The sequence below is a fragment of the Galbibacter pacificus genome, from assembly GCF_029603165.1.
GTDB classification, from domain to species: Bacteria; Bacteroidota; Bacteroidia; order Flavobacteriales; family Flavobacteriaceae; genus Galbibacter; species Galbibacter pacificus.
In genome coordinates, this window is the sequence record NZ_JAQSVC010000006.1 from 123,349 (window position 1) to 141,458 (window position 18,110).

Annotated in this window: 17 protein-coding genes; 3 read left to right on the plus strand and 14 right to left on the minus strand. The window is 37.7% G+C overall.

The window, feature by feature from the left end; translation table 11 throughout:
• Positions 1–126: 126 nt before the first annotated feature.
• Positions 127–1,218 (minus strand): alpha/beta fold hydrolase, encoded by a 1,092-nt coding sequence (locus PSF86_RS15475; protein ID WP_277900999.1) that lies wholly within the window; start codon positions 1,216–1,218, stop codon positions 127–129.
• A 241-nt stretch (positions 1,219–1,459) separates the two neighbouring features.
• Between PSF86_RS15475 and rpe the strand changes: the two genes are divergently transcribed.
• Together rpe and PSF86_RS15485 are read left to right on the plus strand one after the other, a co-directional pair.
• Positions 1,460–2,119 carry a ribulose-phosphate 3-epimerase gene (gene rpe / locus PSF86_RS15480; protein ID WP_277901000.1) on the plus strand — a complete coding sequence of 220 codons (660 nt, stop codon included), beginning with the start codon at positions 1,460–1,462 and terminating at the stop codon, positions 2,117–2,119.
• Positions 2,119–3,096, plus strand: a complete 978-nt coding sequence (locus PSF86_RS15485; RefSeq protein WP_277901001.1) for a YpdA family putative bacillithiol disulfide reductase — start codon at positions 2,119–2,121, stop codon at positions 3,094–3,096. Before rpe ends, PSF86_RS15485 begins: the two co-directional genes overlap by 1 nt.
• Before the next feature lie 12 nt (positions 3,097–3,108).
• Here PSF86_RS15485 and PSF86_RS15490 read toward each other — a convergent pair whose 3' ends face one another.
• Entirely contained in the window at positions 3,109–3,927 is an 819-nt protein-coding gene (locus tag PSF86_RS15490; protein WP_277901002.1) for a zinc-dependent peptidase, read from the minus strand.
• Positions 3,928–4,081: 154 nt separating this feature from the next.
• On the opposite strand from PSF86_RS15490, the gene PSF86_RS15495 reads away from it, so the two are divergent.
• Positions 4,082–4,645 carry a hypothetical protein gene (locus PSF86_RS15495; protein ID WP_277901003.1) on the plus strand — a complete coding sequence of 188 codons (564 nt, stop codon included), beginning with the start codon at positions 4,082–4,084 and terminating at the stop codon, positions 4,643–4,645.
• A gap of 13 nt (positions 4,646–4,658) precedes the next feature.
• Here PSF86_RS15495 and PSF86_RS15500 read toward each other — a convergent pair whose 3' ends face one another.
• From PSF86_RS15500 to PSF86_RS15555, 12 genes are all read right to left on the minus strand, one after another.
• Complete coding sequence (locus PSF86_RS15500) at positions 4,659–6,185, minus strand: GH3 family acyl-acid amido synthetase (RefSeq protein WP_277901004.1); 1,527 nt, start codon at positions 6,183–6,185, stop codon at positions 4,659–4,661.
• Between the two features lie 402 nt (positions 6,186–6,587).
• The gene (gene htpG, locus PSF86_RS15505) at positions 6,588–8,468 is read right to left on the minus strand and encodes a molecular chaperone HtpG (protein WP_277901005.1); all 1,881 of its coding nucleotides are present in this window, start codon (positions 8,466–8,468) and stop codon (positions 6,588–6,590) included.
• A 306-nt stretch (positions 8,469–8,774) separates the two neighbouring features.
• On the minus strand, positions 8,775–9,377 hold the full coding sequence (locus PSF86_RS15510) for an outer membrane beta-barrel protein (protein WP_277901006.1): 603 nt from the start codon (positions 9,375–9,377) through the stop codon (positions 8,775–8,777).
• Positions 9,378–9,386: 9 nt separating this feature from the next.
• The gene (locus tag PSF86_RS15515) at positions 9,387–10,034 is read right to left on the minus strand and encodes a DUF4136 domain-containing protein (RefSeq protein WP_277901007.1); all 648 of its coding nucleotides are present in this window, start codon (positions 10,032–10,034) and stop codon (positions 9,387–9,389) included.
• Positions 10,035–10,082: 48 nt separating this feature from the next.
• Complete coding sequence (locus PSF86_RS15520; protein ID WP_277901008.1) at positions 10,083–10,664, minus strand: transporter family protein; 582 nt, start codon at positions 10,662–10,664, stop codon at positions 10,083–10,085.
• Between the two features lie 30 nt (positions 10,665–10,694).
• Complete coding sequence (locus PSF86_RS15525; RefSeq protein WP_277901009.1) at positions 10,695–11,660, minus strand: DUF481 domain-containing protein; 966 nt, start codon at positions 11,658–11,660, stop codon at positions 10,695–10,697.
• Between the two features lie 255 nt (positions 11,661–11,915).
• On the minus strand, positions 11,916–12,563 hold the full coding sequence (locus PSF86_RS15530) for a hypothetical protein (RefSeq protein WP_277901010.1): 648 nt from the start codon (positions 12,561–12,563) through the stop codon (positions 11,916–11,918).
• A gap of 68 nt (positions 12,564–12,631) precedes the next feature.
• Positions 12,632–14,185, minus strand: a complete 1,554-nt coding sequence (locus PSF86_RS15535; protein WP_277901011.1) for a PepSY-associated TM helix domain-containing protein — start codon at positions 14,183–14,185, stop codon at positions 12,632–12,634.
• Positions 14,186–14,491, minus strand: a complete 306-nt coding sequence (locus PSF86_RS15540; protein ID WP_277901012.1) for a hypothetical protein — start codon at positions 14,489–14,491, stop codon at positions 14,186–14,188. It abuts the gene before it with no gap.
• A 3-nt stretch (positions 14,492–14,494) separates the two neighbouring features.
• Entirely contained in the window at positions 14,495–14,824 is a 330-nt protein-coding gene (locus tag PSF86_RS15545; protein WP_277901013.1) for a hypothetical protein, read from the minus strand.
• A gap of 91 nt (positions 14,825–14,915) precedes the next feature.
• The gene (locus tag PSF86_RS15550; RefSeq protein WP_277901014.1) at positions 14,916–15,629 is read right to left on the minus strand and encodes a DUF4198 domain-containing protein; all 714 of its coding nucleotides are present in this window, start codon (positions 15,627–15,629) and stop codon (positions 14,916–14,918) included.
• 19 nt (positions 15,630–15,648) lie between these two features.
• Positions 15,649–18,012 (minus strand): TonB-dependent receptor, encoded by a 2,364-nt coding sequence (locus PSF86_RS15555; RefSeq protein WP_277901015.1) that lies wholly within the window; start codon positions 18,010–18,012, stop codon positions 15,649–15,651.
• Between the last annotated feature and the right edge of the window lie 98 nt (positions 18,013–18,110).

Sequence of the window (18,110 nt, forward strand, 5' to 3'; positions counted from 1 at the left end):
CCTACCTTTGAATATCATTACATACTAGTAGTAGGTATTAGTTTAGGGAAAAAAGGCCGTTCATACTATTGAACGGCCTTTTTGTTTGTTATTTGGGTAGTATAAAAAAATAGTCAAGATTTCTTTTCAATCATTATATTTTGCAAAAAAAGAATTTATAGCCATATAATATTGCTCCTGCGCCTCCATATTAAGGTTATGAGCTGCATTTGGTATGATGATCAATTCTTTTTTGGCTACCGGAACCGACTTTAAAGCTTCATAAATCATTTTGGCTTGCCCTATTCCAATTGCATAATCGTATTGCCCTTGCACCACAAGTACAGGTTTTGATATTTTTGAAATGTCCTCAAGTATATTTAAATGGTTGTAGGCCGGTGAATTTCGAAAAACCCGGTTTACATATTCAAATTTCTCCATAGCCTCATTAAATTCTTCTTTTGTATAATGAGCCTTTGAGTAGTATGAGGAATCTTTTCCCAGTTCAATAGCTCTTTTTCTTGCCTCCAGATTTGCCCAATATGCATCAAACCCTAATTCTTTCGGAAAAGTATGCTTAATCAGGTTCATATCGTTATAAAACTGATCCAATTCACTATTTTCTACCGCAACCAATTTGCTATAAATTTCTCTGTATCGTTTTTTGGCCGTACTATCTTGTGAAGTGTTCATTAAATCTTCAACTATTTTCTTTTCGTGCTCAATGATTGCCATAATTGGGTGCACACCATCGGCCTTACCACTTACACATGCAAATGAATTAATTTTATCTTGATGCTTTATTAAATATAGTAATCCTAGCGTCCCTCCCCAAGAAGAGCCTAAAAGGTTAACTTTTTTATTCATAAATTTACTTTTCAAAGTATCCACAACCACATCGACATCCTTTACAAATTGATCCATGATAAACATTGTGGAGTCAGGTTCTTTATCAGATTTACCACCACCCCGCTGGTCTAAATATGCCATTAAATATTTATGCTCCAGATATTCTTTATTATGTTCATGGTCAAAACCCGAAAAAGCCCCGGGGCCTCCATGTAAATTGAGTATTATAGGGCCGTCTACATTACCCACAAGCCGCACATAAAGTCGCGAACCCTCTACGGGAATATAAAATTCTTCATCTATATTACTTTTTTTATTACATGAAAAACATAAAAACAGCAATATCACGAAAAGCCCCTGTCTTATAAAAAAATAAACTTTATTATCCATAGTATCAACAAATTAACAATAACTTCAAAAGTAACAAACCAAACATAAAAACAAGGGTGGTAAAAATACAGTATACAAGAGGGGAATAGGCCATTTCTTTAAAATAGTAAACAGTTATTATACTAAAATCGATTTCCGAACCCTATTTCGGCAATCTTAATTTGTACCATGTACAACTATAAAATATATTTCCAGTATTTTTGTATGGAACCAAAACTGGTAAATTATACAATTCATGAAAATGAACAAGAAACTAATTGCTCCTTCCTTATTGGCAGCCGATTTTGCCAATTTACAACGTGATATTGAAATGGTTAACAACAGCGAGGCCGACTGGTTTCATCTTGATGTAATGGACGGTTTGTTTGTTCCTAATATTTCTTTTGGAATGCCTGTTATAAAAGCTATTGCAAAACATACAAAAAAACCGCTAGACACACATTTAATGATTGTCGACCCGGATAGGTATATTAAGGATTTTGCCAATTTGGGAGTAAACAGTCTCACGGTCCACTATGAAGCCTGTACGCATTTACACAGAACCTTGCAAGCCATAAAAATTGAGGGCATGAAAGCGGGCGTGGCACTAAATCCACACACCAGTGTATATGTTTTGGAAGAGGTAATAAACGATATCGACCTAGTGCTTATTATGAGCGTGAACCCCGGATTTGGCGGGCAATCATTTATAGAAAACACCTATAAAAAAATAAAACAGCTTAAAGAGCTTATCATTACGCATAATGCAACTACTGTTATTGAAGTAGATGGTGGCGTGAACAACGATAATGCAAAAAAACTAATTGAAGCCGGAGCCGATGTCCTGGTAGCTGGTAGTTTTATTTTTGGAAGTAAAGAACCTACAAAAACAATTGCCGACCTAAAAAACAGCATAGCTTAATGATTTACAAGGAGTTGATTATAATTGGCGGAGGCCCTATTGGAATTGCATGCGGATTAGAAGCCAAAAAAAAAGATATCGATTATTTAATAATAGAAAAAGGAACCATAGTAAACTCGCTGTTTAACTACCCCATGAACATGCAGTTTTTTTCTTCTTCAGAAAAATTAGAAATAGACAATATTCCCTTTATTAGCAAGGAGGCCAAACCAAAACGAAACGAGGCTCTTGAATATTACCGAAGAATTGTAACCTCAAACGACCTTTGTATCAATCTTTTTGAAAAAGTTGTTTCAACAGAAAAAAAAGAAAACGGTTCTTTTGTGGTAACAACCGAAAAAGAGATATATTCCTGCAAATATGTAATTGTTTCCACGGGCTTTTACGATATGCCGAATACAATGGGCATTAAGGGAGAAAACCTGCCAAAAGTGGCCCATTATTACAAAGACCCGCATTTTTATTCCATGCAGAAATTGGCCGTTATAGGTGCCAGTAATTCTGCTGTTGATGCTGCTTTGGAATGTTACCGAAAAGGTGCCGATGTTACCATGATTGTTCGCGGTCCGGAAATTGGAAGACGGGTAAAATATTGGGTAAAACCAGATATTGAAAACCGCATAGCCGAAGGAAGCATACGGGCATTTTTTAACACCACTTTAAAAGAAGTGAAAGAAGATAGCCTGGTCCTTGATACGCCTGAAGGGGAAAAAACAATTAAAAACGACTTTGTCCTTGCGCTTACCGGCTATAAACCAAATTTCGGCTTTCTTGAAAAAATAGGCGTAAAACTCTCGGACGATGGGAAGTTTTATCCGCAGTACAACGAAGATACCATGGAAACAAATCAATCAAACCTTTATCTGGCCGGTGTTATTTGCGGTGGCATGGACACACATTTGTGGTTTATAGAAAACTCAAGGGTTCATGCTAAAATAATCCTTGAAAGTATTGCCAAAAAAGAGAAAAACAAGTAGCTATATAATATGTCAAGCAACATTGCTGACATCCACGACCTCGAAATTCATCATTTGTTTTATAATGCCGAATAGTTCGGGCGCTTGTTCTTGAAATTGTAAAGGAGATTCTATAAAATGCTCAAGACATACCGCAAAAAATTCAAATTTATTAGTATATGCATACTTCCGCAAGTAATTTGTTTCGGAAAGTTTATCTATATATGTTTCTGTATGAAGTAAAGCATCTATTTTTTTAATACCGTTGAAAAACAATACCGAACTGGAATCGCTATAGTGCAAAGAACCAAAATATATGGCATGGGCAAATTCATGGACCCCTAAGTTAATATTGGACTTGTTATGCTGAAAGCCCGCCAAAAAATCGCTCCAGGAAAAAACTATTGTTTTTAACAGCGGATTGAATTCTCCCAAATGATATTTCCGGTTGATTGATGAAAAATAAGGACTCGGATAAATAATAATTTTGTTAACCGATTCAATAAGGTAGTTGCGCATACCAAAAGACAGCATTACCGCAACAGAAGCAATCAATACTTTGGCATCTCGGGTAACTTCAAAACCATCGAGCCCTATAAACTGCTTATCGTTAATAAACATCAGGACACGGTGTTTAAAAATACGTTTTTTGTATGCCCCAAGCTTATTGTAAAAAGAAGAATACCTGGCTATTATCCTAATATCGTCGGTATTTAAATTCTTTAAATACAAATGATCGTGCACAATCATTGGCTTGCCATAAATTTTAGAATACGCAATGTCTGTAAGGTTAAACCCCCAGTACGTAAAAAGTAGTACAACCGGCAATCCTAAAAGTAGTGGCACAATCATATCTTGAAAATACTACTTTTTTTAAACAAAAGAAAAAATACTTGCCCAACTTATTTATTATCAACACCATATATCAAGAAATCTTCTTAAAGCATTTTTAATAATTCTTCTTGTAAGGTTGCTTTATTAGTGGCTTTTCCTTATATTATAATAAATGGAAAAGATAACAAAATACCCAAAAAAGGAAATACCGTTGGCCATAAGGAAAGAGGTTCTAAAAGCGTTGGAATATTTTCCGGAATTAAACGGGGTTTCTATTAAATATAGGTTTAAAGATAAGCTACAACGTTCTTTTATGCAGGCACAGCCAGATTTTAAATCATTGTGGAAACCTAAGGGGAAGAGGTCTTATTATATTTTTATAAGCAATCATTTTAATATTGAAGGAGAAAAATTTAGTATTAATAATGTTCCCGAAGATGTTGTTATAGGTTGGATAGGCCATGAGCTCGGGCATATTGTAGATTACCTTCATAGGAGTAGCTTGAATTTGTTTTTCTTCGGAATGAAGTATGTTTTCATAGGAAAACATATCCGCACTGCCGAAAAAACTGCCGACATGTATGCAGTAAGTCACGGCATGGGAAATTATATCATGAAGACCAAGAATTTTATACTCAACCATACTAGCTTGTCCGAAAAGTATAAGGCCCGCATTAAAAGGTTGTACCTTTCTCCAGAAGATATTATGGAGTTAACCAAGGACATTAAAACCTGATTTCTACAATAGGTTAGCCTTTTTTACCTACAAATTCTTCCCACTCCTTAAATTTATCCTTGTCCATAACGCGTTCCATTTTTACTTGACCGCCCTTCTTTTTATTGTGTTCGTTCCAGTCATGGAAGACCGCTGGTGGCACAGCTACCAATTTTACACCCTTTAAAGCTTTAGACCTGGCAACTTTGTAATTTTTATTGGCTTTTTTCAATGCTTCGTCAAGGGCCTTGGCTATTTTTTCTTCATCTATATTGGGAGTTGGGGTGCCAATGTACCATTTGTGGTAAAACTCCCCGTTGAACTTAATGGCAGCAATGGTAAATTCTGGGATTTCGGTATTAAATTCTTTTTCTATTTTTTGAATGGCATCATTCATTTTATTAACCGAAAGCTGCGACCCCACGACATTTAAAAAAAACTTGGTACGCCCGGTAATACTAATTTCCGCCCGGGAAACATTGGTAAACTTTATAGTGTCGCCTATTAAATAGCGCCATGCCCCGGAAACGCTGGAAAGAATCAAAATGTATTCTACGCCTTCCTTTACATCACTTATAGTAAGGGACGGAGCATTTGCAACTATCGAGCCATCTGGATGTATATATTCGGGCTTAAAGGGCACAAACTCAAAGTAAATACCGTTATCCAGCACCAGTTTCATTGCATTGGTATTGGGCCGGTCTTGATAGGCCAAAAAGCCTTCGGAAGCCAAATACGTATCTATTATGGTAATAGGATGCTTCAATAAGGCATTAAAACTCTTTTTGTATGGCCCAAAAGCGACCCCTCCAGAGGCATAAACCTGTAAATTTGGCCAAATGTCATGAATATCCTCCACTTTATTATGGGCTATAACTTTTTTAAGCATTAATTCCATCCAGGAAGGAATTCCGCTTAAAGCCCCAATATCCCAATTGGGAGCTTCTTCAGCAATTTTTTGCACGCGCTCGTCCCAATTGTCTATTTTAGAGATTTCTTCGCCGGGCTTGTAATATCCACGAAACCAAAATGGGATATTGCTTGCACTTATACCGCTTATCTCTCCTTCTAAATGCCCATTTTTATGGACCAGATTTGTAGAACTGCCCAACATCATTATGGTTTTCTCAAAAAATTCGGCAGGAAGGTCAAAATTAGCTAATGAAGCCACTTGTTTGATTCCCGTTTTTTTTATGGCTTCCAGCATTTCATTGGTTATTGGGATTCGTTTGCTTGTTTTTCCGGTCGTACCGGAACTCAAAGCATAATATTCCGGGTTTCCGGGCCAACTAATATCCATTTTGCCTTCGTGCAAATGTTTCCAGTATTGTTCTTGCATTTGGTTATAATCAAAAAAAGGTATGTTTCTGGCAAAGACCTGCTCGGGATTTTCATGTTTTAAAATTTCAGCAAATCCATAATCCATTCCAAAGCGGGTATTTTTGGCAGTATCGAGCAGTTTCATTAAAACGTTGTGTTGTGCATCAACTGGGTTTTCTTCGGTTGTTACCGTATCGGCTAACTCAATGATTCCTTTTATAATCGATCCAATTATGGCCATTCTTTTTCTTTCAAATTAATTCTTTCATCATAAAAAACTATTAATAAAAAGATAAAATATAATATTATATAACTGTTGACCTTTAATAGTGATAAGGGAAAAGTGGTTAGTGAGATAGTTGATTATTAATTGATAAATGATAACATTGCTGCTAAAACAGCTATTTATTGTGCTTCAATACTAATTGAACTTGCTCCAACGCTTTTTGAATGTATTCCAATGCTAATTGAACATGCTCCAATGCTTTTTGTGGGTACCTTTATTATTTTTATGTACGTGTATGGCATTTTTTTAATGCATGCCCTATATCTGTGTTTGGGCATGGGTGATAATAAACGAAAAAAAAGCTGCTTGAAATGTTTCAAACAGCTTTTTTATAATTGGGTATGTTGTTATAGATGTTTACTTGATCATCTCGTAACTGCGCTTTACAAAATTGGTAAGCTCCTCGCCTTTAAGCAGCCCTTGAGACAGGCGTGCCAAGTCTAGGGATTGCTTTATTAAGCGCTCTTGTTTGGCTTTTGTTTTGGTGTTTACTATCTGGTTTACCAATTCGTGGTTTGTGTTTACGACCAGGTTGTACATTTCAGGCATGTTGCCCATGCCGAACATACCGCCACCGGTTGCGCTCATCTCTTTCATGCGGCGCATAAACTCGGGCTGGGTTATGGTAAACGGAGATGCATTGCTGTCTAGTGCCTCTAGTTGGACGGTGAACTTTTCTTTTGGGATTACCTCGTCTAAAGTGGTTTTTAATGTTTCTTTTTCTTCTTCGGAGAGTTTTGAGATTTTCTCGTCGTCTTTTTTGATGAGGTTGTCTATGGAATCGGCATCTACGCGGGCAAACGAAATGTTTTCTTTGGAGGTCTCCAACTTTTGAAGCAGGTGCGATACAATGGGGGAGTCCAGCAATAATACTTCGTAGCCGCGTTCTTTTGCTTCGTTTATATAGGTGTGCTGTGCGTCTTTGTCGCTTGCATATAGTATAACGAGCTTGTTGTCTTTGTCGGTCTGCCCGTCTTTTATTTTTTCCTGTAATTCTTCAAAAGTGTAATAAGTGCCGTCTACGGTAGGGTAAAGGGCGAATTTGTCTGCTTTTTCAAAGAATTTATCTTCAGAAAGCATTCCGTATTCAATAACAATTTTAATGTCGTTCCACTTTTTCTCGAAGTCTTCACGGTTTTCGTTGAAGATGGATTTAAGCTTATCGGCTACTTTTCTGGTAATGTAGCTGGAGATTTTCTTTACGTTCCCGTCTGCCTGTAAATAAGAACGCGATACGTTTAACGGGATGTCGGGGGAGTCTATAACTCCTTTTAGCATGGTGAGGAATTCGGGTACTATGCCTTCTACGTTATCGGTAACGAATACTTGGTTTTGGTATAGTTGAATCCTGTCTTTTTGCATGCTCATATCGTTTGATAACTTGGGGAAATATAAAATTCCCGTTAAGTTAAACGGATAGTCTACATTAAGGTGGATATGGAACAGGGGCTCTTCGAACTGCATGGGGTAGAGCTCTCTGTAGAAGTTTTTGTAATCTTCTTCTTTTAAATCGGCCGGTTGTTTTGTCCATGCCGGATCTGGGTTGTTGATGATGTTGTCTACCGTGATTTTTTCTTCTTTGGCATTGTCTCCTTGACCTGTGGTTTTTGTTTCTTCTTTGGTGCCAAACTTGATGGGGATTGGCATGAACTTGTTGTACTTGGTCAAGAGCTGGGTTATTTTGGCATCATCTAAAAATTCTTCGGAATCTTTGTTGATGTGCAAGATAATCTCTGTGCCGCGCTCTTTTTTATCGGCTTGTTCTAATGAATATTTAGGCGAACCGTCGCAGGACCAATGGCTGGCGGGCTCGTCTTTGTATGATTTTGTAATGATCTCGACGGTATTGGCCACCATAAAGGCAGAGTAGAACCCTAGCCCGAAATGGCCAATAATGCCGCTGTCTTTGGCCGAGTCTTTGTATTTTTCCAGGAATTCTTCGGCACCCGAAAAGGCTACTTCGTTGATGTATTTTTGAACTTCATCGGCAGTCATCCCGATACCGTGGTCGATAATATGAAGTTTTTTCCCTTCTTTGTCTACTTTTACTTCTATTACGGGGTTTCCGTATTCAACGCCTGGAGCTTCACCAATATTTGTTAGGTGTTTTAATTTAAGTGTGGCGTCGGTAGCATTGGATATAAGTTCCCTTAAAAAGATTTCGTGGTCGCTGTACAAAAACTTTTTTATGAGCGGGAAAATATTTTCAACAGATACATTAATGTTTCCGGTAGTCATATCTCTGGTATTTTTATTTTAAATTGTTTAAAAGGGAGGTTTCAAAAAAAATACCAATCAGGATTCTGTGACAAGATGACAGCAATGGTTAAGGGCAGTATACTGTTTGTTTGATGTTAATTTAATATTAATTATGTTTAAGAAATTAGAATTTTATTTAAACATTTTCTATATTGTATATTATTAGTAGGGGGAAGTGCTATGAAAAAGATATATATTATACCCTTATAGGTAATTAGTTTATTTATTGGTTAGGTTGTTTAAAAAAAGCGCATAATGTATAAACACTATGCGCTTTTTGATTTTTTAGAAGTGCATGAGCACGAAACCGACATCGATGGCAAAGTAAGAATAGGCATCTATATCTTTGGTGTTGAACGTCTGGAAATACCGTGCGCCAAGTTTAATACCCGTGAAGGAATTTAGGTTGAATATTACGCCGGCTTCTGGCTTGATGGTGAAGAACCATGTGTTTATGGTAGAATTGAATAGGCCGAGGTCTATTTCGCGGTAATTGTACACGGTGCCCAAACCGATTCCAAAATAGGGCTTGAACTGATTGTTTGCAGTATAGATATAATCGGCGGTAATGGTTATGGGTATGCTTGTGTTGTACCGGGTCTGGATACCGCTAATGGAGGCCGTGCCCTCTGTGTATGTTTGGTAGGAGCGTTCTTCGTAAAAATTGTTCATACCAAATTCTCCACCAACATATATATTGGGTGTAATGGCCCTTTTGTAGTCTATGGAAAACCCTAGGGGGCTTACTTTTGAGATAAAGTCGCTTAGGTTGCCCACAGGGATACCGATGCTGTAATTAAAGCTGGTAATAGATTCCATTTGGAGTTCTTGCGCTTTGGCGCTATAGGTGGCTATGCACAATGCAATTATGGCAATTAACTTTTTCATATCGGTTTTTTATTTGCTTAAATATGGAGATTGTATAAATGCTTGGTCAACAGTGTTCTTGAGCCTGTCGTTAATGGAGCTGGTGCTTCCTTCGAGGAGGCCGTTAATGGCTGATGTCCATACTACCGGGATATTGTCGTTAACGCCAATACCGGCGGGATAGGTCATTTGCAGTACAAGGGTGCCGGAGCGGTATGCGCTTACCACGGGTGGGTAATAACCCGGGTACCACCAGCCCCAATCTGGGTAAAAACCTGGATACCACCAGCCCCAGTAGCCCCAATCGTAATAATAATACAGGTTGGTTGTTTGCATGGCGGCTGCCAGGATAATTACATCGGGATCTGCATCTTTGTCTACTTGTTGCCAGCCTCTGTTGTCCATATTTGCCACGATGTTGTCCAGGATTACATCGCCATAAATGGGGTCTATGAAATCTGGGGAAATAAGTTCGTCGTCAAAATCGATATCGTCTACCTCTATAATACTGTCTGGAACGGCATAGGTGAGTTGTTCGTCGAAATTAAAAGAGTCGTCGTAGTTGGTATAAACCACGTCCAGTTCGTCTACATAATCCGGCCCGTCTTGGTCGCAGCCAGTTATGAGCAAACATGCCAATAGCCAATAGCATGTGTGGAATAAATTGATCTTTTTCATGTGTGTATTTAATTTTTAATGGTTGATACTAAACTTTATGCTGGTTATTTATAATTTTTTACCAAGTACAAGGCCTATGGAGAAGGTATCGTAATATTCTTTGTTATTGTATGAAAGGCTTACGGAAAGTTCGGTAGCGTTTTTTTCCAAAATAACATATTCGGTTGCCAAATGGAGAATGGGCAGGGTTTCGTTTTTATCTATATCCAGCCCGCCACCGGCAATTAGGGTCCATTTTGGCAATACTTCGTACACGGCTGCGAGGGAGAGGGATAGTGCGTTTTCCCGCTTTAGGTCTATGTCTTCATCGTCGCGTTCTACTTCGTATTTTACAATTTCAACATCGTTATAGGTACCAATTGCCCATTTTTCGGAGAACCAATACTCGTATGAAAAGCCAATAGATGGAACAAAAATGGTTTCTTTTTCCCCGGTGTTTTCATTTCTTCCCTGTGGAACCCAGCTATAGCCGGTAAAGATTGCCGGTTTATGGTGTTTAAAGGTTTCGGTTTCATTGCTGTTTTGTTCGCCTGCCGTATTTGCTGCCTCTTGTGCAAGGACAGAAAAAGAAAGGAACAAGAATATAAATAGGGGGAAGCGCTTTAAGGGGATTGCTTTTTGTTTTTTCATGTGTATAAAAATTATAAGTGCCTGCTGTTTTTATAATTCCCAACCAAACGTTGTTTGGAAAATGTAATCCACTTTTGCCGCATCTTCTACGGGTTTGCTGTCGAAGTTATGCGTTAAGCCCACTTTTATAAAAAAGTCTAAAGGGAGGTCGTATTTAAGGTCCAGGCTAAAATCGGTTCTTATCCTGCCGCTTTCGGTTAAACTCGGGTATGCGGTTATGTTTGAAAAGAGGCTGATATCATCGAAGTCGAACATGTTTATTTCGAGCCCTAGATATGCTTCCAAGCTGTTTCTGTTTTGTTCTTCGGCGTCGGTAAAGCGCTCGTTGTTCCATGCAAGTCCCGAATTGGCCGAAAAATAGACCCTGTTGGAATGAATAATGTATTTACCGAGACCGCCTTTAATGGTGGACCTGAGTTTAAGTTTTTGGTCTTCGTTTGATAGGAAATCTCCCGAGAGCATGACAAACCAATCGTTCTTTAAAAAATACTTGGCGCCAATATTGGCATCGGTACGTTGGGTTTCGTCTACATCTTCCTGGCTGCTCCTTACCGAGTTGTAGCTCCCGTTAAAGCCCCACTTGTCGGCAATATAGCCAATGTTACTCCGGACGGTAAACTGGCTTAGGCTGTTGCTTTTTGTAAAGTTGTACCCGACCGATACAGAGGCGCTCAACCTGGAAAAAAAAGTGGTTTTTACGGCCTTGACATATACAATGTCTTCAATTTTAACGGTGGTTATCTTATCTAGGTTTTTAACATCTACCACCCCTGTGTCTTTTGGTTTGGTGTGCAGGTCGCTATTTAACCTTAGCCCATCTTTAAGCGTTAATAAATAATATTGGTCGCTATCTATTTTTTTTATGTGTGTCCATTTTATGGTAAAATCGCTGTCGCTGTAATCGGTTTCCATGGTGAGGACACCGTTTTTCATTTCTTTTATTTCTCCAATAAATTTATCGCCATTATCCATAACGATGGTATCGTTTTGAGCCATGGCATTTTGAAAAAAAATACAAGTGAATAGCAGGAATAATAAAGTGCGGTTGGTTTTGTAAAACATTCTGTACAAATTGTTGATTAGACAAATTATAGGCTTGTATATAATACTATTTGAAAACCTAATTTTTGTAGAGAATGGGGAAGTAAAAATCCTTATTTATTATAAAGATAGTTATTTTTTAAAACAGAAAAAGTGGTTATGAAGAAAAATTTCCATAACCACTTTTTATAAAAGTTGCCTATATTTTAGCTATTTGGCCAAAATACCATCGTCTTGCAATTTACCAATAATGGCTTCTGTATAGCCTTTTGTAAAGTTGTCTATATCGGTGGGGTTGTACGTTTTGGATTGTGCAGACCATATAAGTTCTTCGCTGCTGGCATCGTAGATGTTTGTCTCTAAATAGTATACCTTGTCTGTGGTATAGTAACCGGGGTCGTAACCAAAACCATATACAGAGTTGTAGTAACCATAGAAATTGCCGTAGTAGCCATAACCTAGCGGGCTGTACATGGCATAATTTGTGGTTCCTGGCACATACCTGGATTCGGTTTCTTCGTCCCGGAGGGTTACCGTAAGTATTGCCTCGCTCCCCGAGTCTTTAATGCCTTTTAACAATGTTTCTTTTGAAGGCTTGTTGTCTTTGGTAAAAGTACCGGGAAATACATCGTGACTTTTTGTAGGCTTAATGCTCCTTTCCTGCATTTGAAATGCCAATTCGTCTTCAATAACAGTTTTAGCGGGTACATTGCTGGTAATGGCTGCAATAAAGACGCTTTTATATTTTTTTGTTGCAAAAGCTTCTTTGTTGGCCCATGAAGCTGTGATTTTGGTGGTGGTTCCGCATGCATAGATTAAGCATAATACTATAAGCGAAGCAATAATTCTCTTATTCATAATGTAAAGATTTTAATACTAAAATAAGGTTTTTTTTTAAATAAACTGTTTTGGTGGAGGTTATAATATTATGGTTTTAAAGGCTTTCTTTTTATTTTAAAAGTAATTATAAGTGTGGTGAAAGCCAAGATTATCCAAAATATGTCTATAAAAAACGATTGGAATTGATTGTTTACATATGTTTTCCATAGCCAGTTTCCTGTTGTTATACCGTTGGCAATTGGAATAAGCAGTCCAAGGATACTTCCTGAAAGAAGGCAATATTTATTAGTGAAATAATTGCTCCTTTTTATGAAGAAAAATACCGAAAGCAACAACCAGCCAATGAAATAGAACTTGTAAATAAAAGATTGCCCGACCGGATGAAATACTTTAACGGCAATGAAGGCAAGTGCCGTTATTGGGTACATGCTTAAACATATAGACAAATAAATATTTACCAAGATTTTATTAAAGCGCCGCTTTTTCTCGGGAACATTTTTTTTATCTCTGGCAACCAACCATATTAATACCCCCGAGATAATAACAAAACAGGAGATGAGCCCCAAAACAAAGCTTATTAAGCGTAATGTAAGTCCGCCGTAATCGCCATAATGAAGCTTGTACATTGCATTTTTTACACCGTCTAGATAGGATGTTTTGGTAATTGGGTTCTTTTTGGAAAGAATTTCGCCAGAAATGGCATTGTAAATAACTTTTCCGGTTCCCGTAAATTTTATGTCCTTTTCCAATTCGCCTTCAACGGCAACCTGCATATTACTGTCGGCATAATTATATATATGGATATGGGAAACCTCAAAACCGTTCCATTCTTTTTTGGTTTTGCCTACAAAGACTTCAACAGATGGCACTGTTTCTATTTTTTGATAAGAGAGAGCAACCGGTTTATCAAAATATTCCAGGTCTTCGTATAACTTTTGTTGGTTTCCGTTATATAAAAACATAACATTTGGTGCCGCCATGAGTAAGCTCAGCATAAAAAAAGCACCAGTTACGGCATATACAAATTGAAAAGGAAGCCCTATTGTGCCCAAGGCCGTGTGGGCATCGGTCCATATGGTTTTAAACTTTGCCTTTGGGCGGAAAGTGTAAAAGTTTGAGATAATTTTATTCCAATGAATAAGTACTCCGGTAATAATGGCAAAGAGGAAAAAGAAGGCCACAAACCCCGAAAGGTAATACCCAAAAGGATACTTTATTTGTGCAAAGAAATGCAAACGGTATAGAAATTCGCCAAGCGTATACGATTGGACGTATGTATAGGCATTGTATGTTTGCGTGTCCAGGTAAAAAAAGGCTCCTGCTTTATCTTCTTTGGTCGCTAAAGAATCTTTTGAAGCACTTAAGTTTACACTTACCCTTCTTTCGTTATAGTGTTTGGCTATTTCAATATCCCTTCCGTATAAATTGTAATTGTTTTTTAATGAATCTAAAACAGTGTCCAGATTTACGGTAATGCCGTTCTCGGTAAGTGCAATTTCTTCGTTTTTTTGCCAATTGGCAATCTCGTCCCTGAAAAAAGCAAACGACCCGGCAAAGAAAATAACAAACAAGGCCGCACTGATAATAATACCGCTTATGGTATGTAAATGAAAAAAGATATTATAAGAGCGTTGGTTCATTTATGGTTGGATAATGGGGTTGTACATATTGCCAAAATAAAAAATAACATAAAAAAGAAAGGCAAGTGCTAAATAAATTGCCCAGATTTTCCATCCGCTTTTGGCTAGAAAGGCCACAATCATTAACGTGGCCCATAAAATAAACCCCGAATAGGTAAGGGTTATAATTACGTTAACATGATTTAGCCAGGTAGCCAATGCCAAATGCAATGTAATGGTAACTATATACCCACCTATAAAGCCGGCGGTTATCTTGGCAATTCTTTGCCATGGAGATTGTGTTAAATACTTTTTATTGGCGGGCATGTGCTAAATTAAAAAGTTTTCTATAAAAACGATGCATATAAGGGTAGTGGCAATGGCCTTGTAATTAAATACCCGTAGCGGGGAGACTAAAACTATTAAGCTGCCCAACGTCATTAAAATAATAAACCAATAAAAAATGCCCGAAGCAAAACCTTTATGGAGTATGGCAACGCCCAAGGCAATTGTTATTAATAAAAGCCCCGTTGCTTTTAACGGACTGTATTTTTCTTGCAACCAAATATCGAACTTTGACTGATTGAGAACGGCTCTTTTTGAACTGCTATATAGGGCGTAAAACCCCATAAACATTAGTAAAATTGTTGTTGCTACCATTTTTGTAATTAAATTTGGTTATTCGTTTTTTTAAATGCATACAACTCTGATGTGTTAAGTCAGAGTTGCAATGCTGTTATATTGTGTATGCCTACTCAGGAATACAATACGTGGCACAATGCCATATAAATTCGTAATCTTCATCATTATAAGTACCGGGAACTTCTTCTTTGTAGGTTGTTTCTACAATGTATTTTGTCTCCCAGGGCTGTTTAAACGAGATATAGCCTTCTTCATCTGTATGCAATGTTTTGGACCATAGATCGGTAACGTATATTTGTACTTCATTTTTTGCCAAAGGCTCGTTTTTGTACAAAACCTGTAGCTTAACCTCATTGTTGTCTGTAGCAATACGCTTTACGGTAATCCCTGTTTCATTTTGGGTGGCCGTGTTGTTCTTGTTATCAACATTTATATTGGCAACCGAGTGGTAATGGGTTTTAAAAATCCCAAAATCATATTGCGTATAATCTATTACGTCAATCTCGTTATTGTTTAAAAGCACGGTGTACGTCCCTTTTTCTTTTGGGGTGAAAAGTGCCTTGTAGTGGTCTTTTTCTGCCGAAGTTTCCAAAAGTTGTTTTTCTCCTGAGGGAGACACTACCCATAATGAAAATTTATTGACTTTTGAAAAAGCTTCGCCTTCCACTTCTTCAATAACCCCATAGGTGTATTCCCCAAAATGTACTTTTATTTCTTGTTCTTTACCAATTTCTCCTTGAGCATTGGTTTCTATCCATAAATAATGGGCAAATGTGCTCGCCGAGGATAACAATAATACCGTTAATGCAATAATTTTTTTCATGTGTTTTTTATTTAGTTTACTAAAATCTGTATGATACTGTTAATCTTCCGTTGATTCCTGGTTCACTTTGCCAGTATACATAACCAGGATAAGCAGCACCGGAATAAAGGTATTCGTCTAAAATATTGTTAATGTTTAAATTTACTCTAAAATGGTCGTTTGCCCATGATAAACCTCCGTCCATACGGAAATAATTAGGTAATACGGCCTCGTTTTCTGCTCCCCATGACCAAGTAGAACGATCTGCTTGATACTGGTAGCCTAAAGAAACGCCAAAACCGTGCAAAGCGGTACCCGGAAGGAATGAATAGTTTACCCAACCGTTGGTCATATGCTTGGCATGACCGGCAATTTTATTACCTACATTTTCTGGTGTATATGGATCTTCGGTAACTTCAACATTTGTATTTGCATAGTTTAACACCACATTTATGGCTTCTGTTATTTGTCCTTGCATATCGAATTCCAATCCTTTTGATTGTACTTCGCCTACTTGGGCTTGATATGGTATGGAAGGATTGTCGGTGTCTATTGCGCTCACTAAATAGTTTTCTTTTGTTATTTGGTAAGCGGTTAGCCCGGTACTTAACTTTCCGTTAAACCATTGCTTTTTTATTCCTCCTTCAATATCGGTTGCTACTTCAGGGTCAAAGGGAATATCTGTACCTTCTATATTATTTCCTGATTGAGGTTTAAACGATTGATCGAATAATCCATAAACAGTAAAGTCGGGAAGAATGCTAAAATTGACACCTATTCTTGGAGTTACCTTAGAATCTTGGCTTCCTTGTCCGTATGCAAAAATTGAAGCATCATTGTATCGGGCGGCCAATGTTAAACGTAATCGGTCGTTCCACATCCAAACTTCATCTTGCAAATAGAAAGCATTGTATTTATTCCCTTGGTAATTGGCTGCACCACGTGTTTTAACAGGCTGACTTCTGTCAAATTCAGGATATACGGCATTACCATAAATGGGGTTATAAACATTAAACGGATTGCCTTCAGCATCAATACTTCCGTTTTGTCCCCAATCGGCCCAATATTGAATGTATCGGTAATCAAAACCGCCCATTACTTTGTGTTTTATAGCTCCGGTATTGAATTCGCCATTTACATATATTTGTCCAAGTTCGTTGGTACTAACGGCGTCCCAAATGCTTAACCCGCGGTAAAAATCACCCCCGGGAAGGGCCGCATTCGGCCAGGTAGAAGAACCTTCTACCGTATAATCCATGTACATATATTGACCTTGTACAGACCATTTATCGTTAAAATTATGAGTTGCGTTTACCAAAATGCTTAATTCTTCGATATCGGATTTAGGGAAATCTTCGTCCAGAAAACTAAAATCGCGGTCCAAACTGCCAAAACCATCTTCAACAGGGGCAAATACATAAGCAGCACCTGTAATTTGATTAGATTCTTGATAGGTAAACTCTGTAGTAATAGAAGTCTTATCTGAAATTTCATATTTTAAAGAAGGAACAATGCTAAAACGGTTACTTTCTTCATACTCACGGAAGGAGTCTGCATTCTGGTACATCCCATTTAAACGATATTGTAATTTTCCATCGGGGGTTAAAGCGCCACCAGAATCGAAGGTTGCACGATAGCTGTTAAAGCTTCCGGCTGTAAGTGAAATTTCGTTAATGCTATGCTTGGTGGGCTTTTTTGTTACCACGTTATAAAAGCCGCCTGGTTCACCGGCCGATAACATAAACCCGGCAGGGCCTTTAACAAATTCTATATTTTGAACCATCGACATGTCTTCTGATAATGGTCCCCATGGCAATTCTACATTCATTCCGTTTCTGAAGGCAGGTAATTTAAAACCACGCATATTGATGCGGGCAAAAGTTCCCCAATGTTCAATCATTTGTGCACCACTGACATTTCGAGTAACATTTTCCATCATGCTTACCAAATTCTGACTTTTAATAAGTTGATTGCTGATGATTTGAATGTTTTGTGGCAAGTCTAATACTTCTGTCTTTAACCGAAGTGACGACGAAGGGTTCTTTACAAGATAATTGGCATGACCATTACCATTTACAACTACTTCATCTAAAGATTCAGTAGCTTCTTCAATATTTAATATTCCTAATTGTGTTGCTTCGTTTGCTTTTACCGATACTCTGGTTTCAAGTTTATTGTAACCAATGCTAGTTACTACGAGTGTATAATTGCCGGGTTTTACTCCTTGAATATTGAAAAAACCATTTTCGTCGGCTTGTGTTCCTTTAGATGTTTTTTTGAGCATAACAGTTGCCATAGGAACAGAAGAACCATCTTCTGAAACTACTTTTCCTAAAATGCTTCCTTGTTGTGCCGAGACACTCCATCCTATAATGCAGAGTAGTATTAATAAAATCCTTTTCATCAGTTTATATTTATTTTTTATTGGTCAGATAGAATGCTCCGTTAATCATATCGGCGGGTTTGCAATTTGTTAATGGACATTTCATATCAATTTTTAAG

What these genes read in the sequence shown, in the direction of transcription:
- PSF86_RS15525 (WP_277901009.1), bottom strand. Translation starts at nt 11,660, where the DNA reads ATGGCTCAAAACGATACCATCGTTATGGATAATGGCGATAAATTTATT.
- PSF86_RS15500 (WP_277901004.1), bottom strand. Translation starts at nt 6,185, where the DNA reads ATGGCCATAATTGGATCGATTATAAAAGGAATCATTGAGTTAGCCGAT.
- PSF86_RS15540 (WP_277901012.1), bottom strand. Translation starts at nt 14,491, where the DNA reads ATGCCCGCCAATAAAAAGTATTTAACACAATCTCCATGGCAAAGAATT.
- htpG (WP_277901005.1), bottom strand. Translation starts at nt 8,468, where the DNA reads ATGACTACCGGAAACATTAATGTATCTGTTGAAAATATTTTCCCGCTC.
- PSF86_RS15490 (WP_277901002.1), bottom strand. Translation starts at nt 3,927, where the DNA reads ATGATTGTGCCACTACTTTTAGGATTGCCGGTTGTACTACTTTTTACG.
- PSF86_RS15515 (WP_277901007.1), bottom strand. Translation starts at nt 10,034, where the DNA reads ATGAAAAAGATCAATTTATTCCACACATGCTATTGGCTATTGGCATGT.
- rpe (WP_277901000.1), top strand. Translation starts at nt 1,460, where the DNA reads ATGAACAAGAAACTAATTGCTCCTTCCTTATTGGCAGCCGATTTTGCC.
- PSF86_RS15510 (WP_277901006.1), bottom strand. Translation starts at nt 9,377, where the DNA reads ATGAAAAAGTTAATTGCCATAATTGCATTGTGCATAGCCACCTATAGC.
- PSF86_RS15555 (WP_277901015.1), bottom strand. Translation starts at nt 18,012, where the DNA reads ATGAAAAGGATTTTATTAATACTACTCTGCATTATAGGATGGAGTGTC.
- PSF86_RS15550 (WP_277901014.1), bottom strand. Translation starts at nt 15,629, where the DNA reads ATGAAAAAAATTATTGCATTAACGGTATTATTGTTATCCTCGGCGAGC.
- PSF86_RS15530 (WP_277901010.1), bottom strand. Translation starts at nt 12,563, where the DNA reads ATGAATAAGAGAATTATTGCTTCGCTTATAGTATTATGCTTAATCTAT.
- PSF86_RS15495 (WP_277901003.1), top strand. Translation starts at nt 4,082, where the DNA reads ATGGAAAAGATAACAAAATACCCAAAAAAGGAAATACCGTTGGCCATA.
- PSF86_RS15520 (WP_277901008.1), bottom strand. Translation starts at nt 10,664, where the DNA reads ATGAAAAAACAAAAAGCAATCCCCTTAAAGCGCTTCCCCCTATTTATA.
- PSF86_RS15485 (WP_277901001.1), top strand. Translation starts at nt 2,119, where the DNA reads ATGATTTACAAGGAGTTGATTATAATTGGCGGAGGCCCTATTGGAATT.
- PSF86_RS15535 (WP_277901011.1), bottom strand. Translation starts at nt 14,185, where the DNA reads ATGAACCAACGCTCTTATAATATCTTTTTTCATTTACATACCATAAGC.
- PSF86_RS15545 (WP_277901013.1), bottom strand. Translation starts at nt 14,824, where the DNA reads ATGGTAGCAACAACAATTTTACTAATGTTTATGGGGTTTTACGCCCTA.
- PSF86_RS15475 (WP_277900999.1), bottom strand. Translation starts at nt 1,218, where the DNA reads ATGGATAATAAAGTTTATTTTTTTATAAGACAGGGGCTTTTCGTGATA.